We start from the raw sequence: 587 nt of genomic DNA, 5'->3' as shown, positions 1-587 counted from the left end.
GCGCAAATGGGTTACTTGCCCGGCACGCTCTGGCTGATCGCAGGCGTGGTGCTGGCAGGCGCGGTGCAGGATTTCATGATCCTGTTCCTCTCCACCCGCCGCAACGGCCGCTCCCTGGGCGACATGGTGCGCGAGGAAATGGGCCGCATTCCCGGCACCATCGCCTTGTTCGGTTGCTTCCTGATCATGATCATCATCCTCGCGGTGCTGGCGCTGATCGTGGTCAAGGCCCTGGCCGAAAGCCCTTGGGGTATGTTCACCGTCATGGCGACCATCCCGATCGCGATGTTCATGGGCGTGTACATGCGCTACATCCGTCCGGGCCGCATCGGCGAGATCTCTGTCGTCGGCGTGGTGTTGCTACTGGGCTCGATCTGGCTGGGCGGGCAAATCGCTGCAAGTCCTGCCTGGGCGCCGATGTTCACCTTCACCGGCGTGCAGATCACCTGGATGCTGGTTGGCTACGGTTTTGTCGCCGCGATGCTGCCGGTCTGGCTGCTGCTGGCGCCCCGTGACTACCTCTCTACGTTTTTGAAAATCGGCACCATTGTGGCCCTGGCGATCGGCATCCTGATCCTCGCGCCTGA

1 protein-coding gene is annotated in these 587 nt (G+C 62.7%); it reads left to right on the top strand.

Features of this window, described 5'->3' with window-relative positions; translation table 11 throughout:
- Window positions 1-587, top strand: a 587-nt coding sequence (locus ACWKV9_RS27695) for a carbon starvation CstA family protein (protein WP_483839297.1), incomplete at both ends; no start/stop codon positions are given.

It is taken from the genome of Pseudomonas corni, assembly GCF_057128765.1.
Note: the sequence above shows the minus strand (reverse complement) of the source record. Positions and strands in the feature narration are given on the sequence as shown.